Source organism: Rhodococcus sp. NPDC057014 (assembly GCF_042673295.1).
In the GTDB taxonomy this organism is placed as follows: Bacteria; Actinomycetota; Actinomycetes; order Mycobacteriales; family Mycobacteriaceae; genus Rhodococcus_F.
Window position 1 is genome coordinate 1 of record NZ_JBHUSF010000372.1, and the last position, 8,087, is coordinate 8,087.

At 68.5% G+C, this 8,087-nt stretch carries 9 protein-coding genes and 1 pseudogene; 4 read left to right on the forward strand and 6 right to left on the reverse strand.

The window, feature by feature from the left end; all coding sequences use genetic code 11:
- Nucleotides 1-31: 31 nt before the first annotated feature.
- The 4 genes from dhaL to ACFTZB_RS39820 form a co-directional block, all read right to left on the reverse strand.
- Nucleotides 32-730 (reverse strand): dihydroxyacetone kinase subunit DhaL, encoded by a 699-nt coding sequence (dhaL, locus tag ACFTZB_RS39805; protein WP_378440568.1) that lies wholly within the window; start codon nt 728-730, stop codon nt 32-34.
- A gap of 12 nt (nt 731-742) precedes the next feature.
- Nucleotides 743-1,744, reverse strand: a complete 1,002-nt coding sequence (locus tag ACFTZB_RS39810; RefSeq protein WP_378440570.1) for a dihydroxyacetone kinase subunit DhaK — start codon at nt 1,742-1,744, stop codon at nt 743-745.
- 156 nt (nt 1,745-1,900) lie between these two features.
- Nucleotides 1,901-3,271 carry an MFS transporter gene (locus ACFTZB_RS39815; RefSeq protein WP_378440572.1) on the reverse strand — a complete coding sequence of 457 codons (1,371 nt, stop codon included), beginning with the start codon at nt 3,269-3,271 and terminating at the stop codon, nt 1,901-1,903.
- Between the two features lie 13 nt (nt 3,272-3,284).
- A complete protein-coding gene (locus tag ACFTZB_RS39820; protein WP_378440574.1) occupies nt 3,285-4,280 on the reverse strand; it encodes an alcohol dehydrogenase catalytic domain-containing protein in 996 nt (331 codons plus the stop codon).
- A gap of 241 nt (nt 4,281-4,521) precedes the next feature.
- On the opposite strand from ACFTZB_RS39820, the gene ACFTZB_RS39825 reads away from it, so the two are divergent.
- The 4 genes from ACFTZB_RS39825 to ACFTZB_RS39840 all read left to right on the forward strand — a co-directional run bounded on the left by ACFTZB_RS39825 (nt 4,522) and on the right by ACFTZB_RS39840 (nt 7,459).
- The gene (locus ACFTZB_RS39825; protein ID WP_378440576.1) at nt 4,522-4,644 is read left to right on the forward strand and encodes a hypothetical protein; all 123 of its coding nucleotides are present in this window, start codon (nt 4,522-4,524) and stop codon (nt 4,642-4,644) included.
- A 291-nt stretch (nt 4,645-4,935) separates the two neighbouring features.
- Entirely contained in the window at nt 4,936-5,091 is a 156-nt protein-coding gene (locus ACFTZB_RS39830) for a hypothetical protein (RefSeq protein ID WP_378440578.1), read from the forward strand.
- 167 nt (nt 5,092-5,258) lie between these two features.
- A complete protein-coding gene (locus ACFTZB_RS39835; RefSeq protein WP_378440584.1) occupies nt 5,259-6,416 on the forward strand; it encodes a site-specific integrase in 1,158 nt (385 codons plus the stop codon).
- Nucleotides 6,417-6,481: 65 nt separating this feature from the next.
- Nucleotides 6,482-7,459 (forward strand): hypothetical protein, encoded by a 978-nt coding sequence (locus tag ACFTZB_RS39840; RefSeq protein ID WP_378440580.1) that lies wholly within the window; start codon nt 6,482-6,484, stop codon nt 7,457-7,459.
- Between the two features lie 118 nt (nt 7,460-7,577).
- Here ACFTZB_RS39840 and ACFTZB_RS39845 read toward each other — a convergent pair whose 3' ends face one another.
- Complete coding sequence (locus tag ACFTZB_RS39845) at nt 7,578-7,841, reverse strand: DUF3263 domain-containing protein (RefSeq protein ID WP_378440582.1); 264 nt, start codon at nt 7,839-7,841, stop codon at nt 7,578-7,580.
- A 30-nt stretch (nt 7,842-7,871) separates the two neighbouring features.
- Nucleotides 7,872-8,087, reverse strand: a pseudogene (locus ACFTZB_RS39850) (acetyl-coenzyme A synthetase); the annotation flags it as partial.

Below are 8,087 nucleotides of genomic sequence, written 5' to 3' on the forward strand. Positions count from 1 at the left end.
GGGTTCGAGGCCGGGCGGCGGGAGCGGTGGCTCAGCGGGTCCAGGCGGTGTCGACGGGTCCGTCGTGCCCGGCCGCCGCGGCGGCGGCGCACTGGATCATCAGGGCCACGGCGACCGCGCCGGGGTCGAGGACGCCGCGGGCGACCTCGCCGACGTAGGACGCCCGGCCGCGGCGGGCCACGATGTCCCGGGTGGTCAGGGCACCGCCCTGCGCGGCCTCGGCCGCGGCGGTCAGCGCGAGCGCGGGGTCCACGCCGGCGGCCGCCTGCTCGCTCAGCTTCTGCGTGGCCGGCACGAGGGCGTCGACCATGGTCTTGTGACCGACCTGCGCCTTGCCGTACCGCTGCACGGTCGCTACCGCGTTGCCCAGTCCGTCGGCGAGCTCGGCGAGGGTCGGAGCATCCCCGGTCGAGCAGCGGGCGATGTCGCGGAAGAACATCCCGAACAGCGGGCCGCTGGTGCCGCCGGTGCCGAGGAACCCGCGCGAGACCGCCGTCAGCCAGGCGGTGAACGTCTGCGGTGACGTCTTCTGGATTTCGTCCTGCACCCGGGTGAATGCGGAGGTGAGGTTGGTGCCGAAGTCGCCGTCCCCGGCCTGGCGGTCGAGTTCGCCGAGGGCGGTGGCGGCACCACCACCGGCCGAGGTGGTGCCGAGCACCGTGGTCAGCATCCCGTTCACCCAGCGGGGCGCGAAGGTCGTGGGCAGTGCGGTCGTGGTCGTCGAGTTCATGTGGTGGGCTCCTTACCAGCTCAGTGCGGGGGTCCGCACCGGGGCGTCCCACAGCTTCAACAGATCGGGGTCGGCGGGGACGAGGGTGACCGAGAAGCCGTGCATGTCGAGCGAGGTCACGTAGGTGCCGACGAGGGTGCGGGCCACGGTGATCCCGCGGGCACTCAGCAACTGGTGCACACTGCGGGCGGCGATCGACAGCTCCAAGGGGTAGGCACTGCCGAGTCCGTTGACGATCGCCAGCACTCCCGAGCCGCGTCCGAGACCGAGGTCCTCGACCAGTGGTTTGATCAGCAACTCGGCGAGCTCGTCCGCGGAGGCGAAGCGCACACGGTCGATGCCGCGTTCACCGTGGATGCCGACGCCGAGTTCGACCTCGTCCGGGCCGAGGTCGAAGGCCGGGCGGTCCTGGCCGGGGTGGGTGCCCGCCTGCAGGGCCAGGCTCATCGTGCGGGAGGTGCGGGCGACGCGGCGGGCGGCGTCGGCCACCTCGGACAGCGAGCCGCCGAGTTCGGCGCGGGCCCCGGCGATCTTCTCCACCGCGACCACCGCGGCGGTGCCGCGGCGGCCCGGGCCGTCGCCGTCGTCGTTGGTGTCGGTGGCGAGGTCGTCGTCGACCACCACCATTTCGGTGTCGACGGCGTGATCGCCCGCCAGTTCGCCGGCGATGGTGAAGTTCAGGATGTCGCCGGTGTAGTTCTTGACGATCTGCAGGACTCCGCGGCCGCTGTCGGCGGCCAGGGTGCCCTCATGAACTTGAAGGGCGGTGGGGCTGGCGAAGACCGCCCCGGGGACGGCGACGTCGAGCATGCCGCGGCCGACGAATCCGGCGTGCAGCGGTTCGTGGCCGGAGCCGCCGCCGGAGACGAGGCCGACCTTGTCGCGGGCCGGGGTGGCGCGCAGGATCAGCTCGCGGTCGGTGTCGTAGGACACCAGGTCCGGGTAGCACAGCTGCATGCCTTCGAGTGCCTCTGTGACAGCGGCGCCTGGATCGTTGATGATCTGCCGTTTCATCGCGGCGGGCTCCTTCGGGAATTGAGAATTTTCGGTGCGCGATCCGGTCCGGCGTGGTGCGCGTGACCGTCTCGGGCGGGGTGTGTGGTGGAATGCCGGGCCGCCCCCTGGGCGGAGGCGGCCCGGCTGTCTGGGGGGACAGTGCGGCCGGAGTTGTTACCGGCTGCCGTCCCGGGCCACCGCGTCGTCGTGGTTGTTGTCGCGGTGGTGGTCGACCACGTGGTGGGTTTCGACGTCGATATCGCTCAGGCTCAGGCCCTTCTCGACGATCTCCTGCGACTCCGGCGGCAGGGTCAGCCAGTGCACGGACAGGGCGGCGACCAGGTAGAGGGCGGCGAAGATGATGGTCACACCGCCGGCACCGATCAGGTCGAGGAAGATCGCGACGATCAGCGGGCCGACGAACGTGGCGGCACCGGCGCCGAGGTTGAGCACGGCGATCGCGTTGCCCTTCTTCTCCGGGGCCATCAGCGACATCAGCACCGAGATCGGGGTGAAACCGGCCAGGGTGATGCCGAACAGTGCGGCGCACAATGCGGCCACCCAGTAGGCGCCGAAGGTCTGCGGCAGGAAGTACAGCAGCAGGCTCGAGACCGCGCAGCCGAGGCAGCCGAAGATCCGCAGGGTGCGATGCCAGCCGATCTTGTCGCTGACGATCCCGAAGATCAGGTTCGCGAAGATGTTGGACGCGCCGACGATGAACACCAGACGCAGCCAGCCGCTGGTACCGAAGCCGAGGTCGTCGGAGAAGATCGTCGGCAAGAACACCAGAAACCCGAACTGTGGTGCGGTGTTGATGATCCGGATGACGCAGCCGAGGCCGACACGGGGGTTCTGGAAGGCGATCGCAATGCTCGCGACCAGGCTCTGCCCGGTGGTGGTCGAGTGCGGGGCCAGCCGATCACCGCCGGTGGCGCCGCGCAGCCCGATCAGGGCCAGCAGGCCGCCGGCGATGACGATGCCCATCGACAGCCACAAGGTGGCGTACTCGCCGATGATCGGCTCGGTGCCGCTGGCGAGCAGCGAACCCAGGGTGGGCAGGCCGCCGGTGAAGGCGAAGTAGAACCAGCCGACGGCCGAACCGAGCCGACGGGCCGGGCTCGCGGCGAGCACCCACACTAGGAACCCGTACGCGAACAGCGGGTATCCCAGACCGCGGATGCCGTAGCAGATCAGCATCAGCACATAGTTCTCGGTGCCCAGGGCGACGGCGAGGAACAGCACCTCGAACACGCCCCAGATCGCCAGACCGAGCCACATCACCCGGCGCGGCCCCCAGGTTTCCGACAGCGCGCCGGACAGCCACGAGCCCAGGGTCACCATCAGCCCGTACACGGTGATGATGATCGCGGCACGCGAGTCGCTGCCGGCGCCGTTGTCGGCGAGGTACGGGGCGATGTAGCCGGACTCGACACCGTCGCCGATCATGAAGAACAGCAGGCCCACGAAGCCGAGGAACAACGTCGGGGGAAGGCCGATCCGTTCGATGAACGAGGCGAATCTGCCTTCGGAAATCTGGTGTTGCATCGAAGTTTTCCGATCAGGAGTGGGGCAGGATGTGGACTTTAAGGGCCGAGTCGCTGTGCGCGGCGGCGATGGCGTCGCCGTATTCGGCGAGTGAGAACGTGTGCGTGACAAGCTTTTCGGCGGTCTCGGCGATGGCCGGCATCATGGCGACGGCGTCGGCGAAGGAGTTCGCCACCGACTGCGACCCGACCAGGGTCAACTCGCGGTCGAACAGGTCGTAGGGCCGCAGCGGGATCGTCTTCTCCGAGCTGACCACACCCATCTGCAGCAGGGTTCCGCGTTTGTCGAGCAGCTCGATGGCGGCAGAGACCGCGGCCGGGTGCCCGCTGGCCTCGAGCGCGACATCGGCGCTACGAGCGGGCAGGTTCTCGTCCGGGGCGAACGCGGCATCGGCGCCGAGATCGAGGGCGGCCTTCCGCCGAGCCGGGCTGGGCTCGACGACGTGGACGGTGCGCGCCCCGGCGGCGCGGGCGACGACGACCGCCAGCAATCCGATCGACCCGGCGCCGAACACCGTGATCCGGCGATCTGCCAGCGACGGGGACCGCCCGAGACCGTGCAGCACACACGAGAGCGGCTCGATCAGCGCACCGGCCGCCATGCTCATCCCCTCGGGAAGCGCGTAGACCACCTTCGTCGGCACACTCACCAACTCGGCGCACGCCCCGTCCGAGGTGACCCCGATCGGCACCAGGTAGTCACAGAGGTTCGGGACACCCGCCGCACAGTCCGCGCACGTGCCGCACGCCACGTTCGGGTCCACCGCGACATGCTGACCGACCGTGAAATTCTCCACGCCAGGCCCGACCCCGACGATCCGGCCTGCGAATTCGTGGCCGGGCACCACCGGGAACCGGCCGGTCGGGTAGTCGCCGATCACCAGGTGCAGATCCGTCCCGCAGACGCCGACCGCCGCCGGCTCGATGACGACCTCGCCGACCTGGGCAACGGGCACCGGGTTGTCCACCAGTTCGTGGTTTCCTCGTCCGTCGAGCACAACCGCGCGCATGTCGCTCTCCTTGCTTCTGCGCCGAACCTGTGCCCGACCGTCGGGCTTCACCAGCGCTGTGACGGACGTTACACCATACGGTCCATATCGTCTAGCCCATACGTACTGTACGTACAAAAAGGCATTTAATGCTGACGCCCTTCAGGGCGCGCGCAAATATCGACTCCCTCCGATCCCTGGCGCCCGGGGTGATCAGGCTCGGAGGCCCGGTAGCTGCCCGACTGTCGAGAATTGATCATTGATGGAATCGGTGAATCCCATCCCGTTTCTCGCCGCCGGCCTGATCGTCAGCGCGGTCGTCGGCGCGGCCTCCGGATCCGTTGCCGCCCATCGGGGCTGGCGGCTGACACCCCACGGTGTCTGATGCCTGGTGCGTGGATTCTGAATGGCGTCCCGGCCCCCGTTCTGCGGCCTGCTTCTTCGTGGGCGGTGAGCAGCAGGTGATCGAACGGTCGCGGCCGACTGTCGACCACGCCGCAGCTCCGGAGTCAGCACGGAGGCCAACCGTGCTGCGGCAGGGGAGGGTTGGCGTTGCCGCAGTGGGTGATGTACAACCATCACTACAGAAAATGTGAAACGGGTCACATCACTGTGACGGGGGTGCACACCAACCGGGTGCACCGGAACCGCGGACACGATGGAAGGTAGGGCGCGCATGACCACAGCCTCGATGATTCCGGCGTCGTCGATCACCTCGCGGCCGCCCGTGCGGCGCAGCAGCAGTGCGATGAGCACCGCGGAGATCAAGGCGCGGATCGAGGCCATGTTCGCCGACGACCGCCGACCGAGCGCCCAGACAGGGCCGCGCTGACACCACAACGAGGGGGAACGCGATGAATGTGCTGCTTCTGCTGGGTTTGCTGAGTACCGCGTTCGCTGCCGTGCTGGCGATGCACACCGACGAGCAGTTCCGCTCCCGGCACTGACCTGCGTGTCACCGGTGGTGTCGGTGACCGTGGGTAGATTCCCGGTGTGACGATCGAGGGAACCGCCGGCACGCCTGCAGGGTTGAGTCCGGCCGACGGTGGGTGGGGTGCGGTTCCGGAGCTGTCGGAGCAGGTGGTGGCGCAGATCGCCGGGGCGTTCGAGGCGTCACAATCGGCGGGCACCCGCCGCGTCTACACCTCGGACTGGCGCCGCTTCCGCCGCTGGTGCCACACCCACGGGCATGCAGCGTTGCCGGCGCACCCGGCTACGGTGGCCGCGTATCTGGTCGACGCCGCCGACACCCTCACCGAGGTGGGGGAGAAGGCGTACTTACCGTCGACGCTGAGCCGGTGGGTGTCGGTGATCGGGCACTACCACCGCACCGCGAACCTGCGGAACCCGTGCACCGAGGCCCTGGTGGTCTCCACTATGTCCGGGATTCGCCGCACCTACGCCACCAACGGCGACCGGCCCCGCAATCCCCGGGCCCCGTTGCTGGTCGACGACATCGTCACCATCGTTCGATCCGCCCGGCAGGCTGTTACCGGCTGGGCCGCCGAGGCGCACGAACGCCGCGACAGTGCCTTGTTGCTGATGGGATTCGCCGGGGCCTTCCGGCGCAGCGAACTCGTCGCCCTGCACTGCGGGGACGTGACCGTGCACCGGCTCGACGGGGTGCATGTGCGGTTGCGGCGGTCGAAGACCGACCAGGATGGTGTCGGGACGGTGCGGGCGTTGCCGTTCACCACCCATCACGCCAGTTGCCCGCCGTGCGCGTATGTGCGGTGGGCGCAGGTCGTCGCCGCATACGACGTTGCCGCCCGCCCGGGGGTGATCCGGTTGCTGCGCACCGCCTCACCGTTCGGGGGTCATGTCTGCCGATCGGGGTTGCCGCGGATGCGGGCGAGGGTGCCGTTGTTCCGGGCGATCGCCAAGAACGGCAACCTCTCCGACACCGCGCTGTCGGGGGCGTCGGTGCACGCGGCGATCCGCCGCCGCGCCGCCGCGGCCGGATACGACGACAACGTCGTCGCCCAGTTGGGTGCGCACTCGCTGCGGGCCGGGTTCGTCACCCAAGCGTTCCGCAACGGCGCCGACGCACACGCCATCATGCGCCAGACCGGACATGCCACCCCCGCGATGGTCGAGCTCTACGCCCGCGAACACGCGCCCCTGGTCGGAAACGCGGTCACTGAGATCGGCCTTTGAGCGTGTACGTCGACTCCGCCACCATCACCCCATCGGTTGGTAACAGTCCGAATCCGGTGGTGGTGGTGCCGCGTCGGTATAGGTACGACTGGGCGCTGTTCGTCGACTGGTGCACAGCGTGCGAGCACCGGGCGTTGCCCGCGCACCCGTCGGTGGTGGCGGAGTTCCTCGCCGACCACCCAGCTGCCGACGGGACGCAACGCCGCCGGGTCGCCGCGATCAATACCGTTCACACCGGGGCCGGGTTGCCGGCGCCGGGCCGGACGGAGACGATCCGGCAGCTCCTCAGCACCAATCGTGCGGACCGGCTGACCCGGGTCGGGGAGCGGGTGGCGCAGGTGGTGCCACGGATCCCGGTCACCGGGTGGCCGGGCGGATTGTTCGGTCGCCGCGACGCCCTCCTCCTCACTCTGGCCGCCGCCGGTCTGGGGTTCGAGGAGATCGCACGGCTGCGCCGCACCGACGTCACCACCGAACACGATGAGCTGGTGGTGCGGGCGGGGGAGGGTTGGGTGCGGGTCACCGCCAAATCCGATGTCGAACCTGTTGCTGTGTATACGAATTGGGTGGAGGTTCTCGGGTTCCTGGACCGGTATCCGAGCACCCAATTCCTCGCCGGTCGTCTCGACAAGGGTGCGAGCCTCTCGGCGTTCGCTGAGGGTGCGCGCCGCGACGACCAACCACTGTTCACACCCATCGATCGGTGGGGCCACACCCCCTACGACCCGACTCCGTTGACCGGGCATTCCGTTGCCGTCCTGGTCCGGGCGCACCTGGCCGGACAAGCACCAGTACACAAGCAGCCCCCGGCCTGGCAGCCCCCGACGAAGTCAGGCGAGGACGCCCCGGTCCCGGTCCCGGTCCCGGTCGTGGTCGATGATGTCGAGCTGGATCAGGGCTACTACGACCGCGGTATCGCCGCCCGCCGCAACGCTCACGCCCACCTCGACGACGTCACCGACATTCTCGACGGCATCGCAGACGAAGCCGACAAACTCCTCGCCGACCTGCTCGCCATCCTCGACTGCACCGAAATCGACTGACCGAGTATTGGTCCCGACGCAGGTATAGTTTCGACTACGGTGTGATCTGACCTTGTCGTCTTCGTTCGCCAGCGCACTCTAGCAAAACAAAGTCCGATGTCTTGATCGCCGCCTCACCTCAGATACGCCGAACAGACCGGTTTGCTCTCCACGGTGTCACCGGGTAGCCGCACTCTCTCAGCTTTTCCACGCAGAAAGCACGCATTGCCAGACACTCGTCTTCGTCCACTCCGTGGGTCAGTGGGCGACTGCAAAGTGATAGCACTCGTTGATAGAACGTGGCCGCGGTGATGCCGAATTCGGGCAGTATCTGTTCGTCGTTGCCGCCGTAGGGGTGCCAGGTCCGTGCGAAGGCCAGCATGTCCCTCTCGTGCATGTCCATCTCGTCTCGATCTTTCGGTTGCGGAGTCGGCTATTGGGGTCGGCGGATGGCGTCGAAGACCTTGGGGTCGACGAGGGTGGAGGTGTCGCCGAGGTCGCGGCCCTCGGCGATGTCCTTGAGCAGGCGCCGCATGATCTTGCCCGACCTCGTCTTGGGGAGTTCGGGGACGATGGTGATCTGGCGGGGCTTGGCGATCGGGCTGATCTCCCGGGACACCTCGGCCTTGAGTTCGGCGATGAGGGTGTC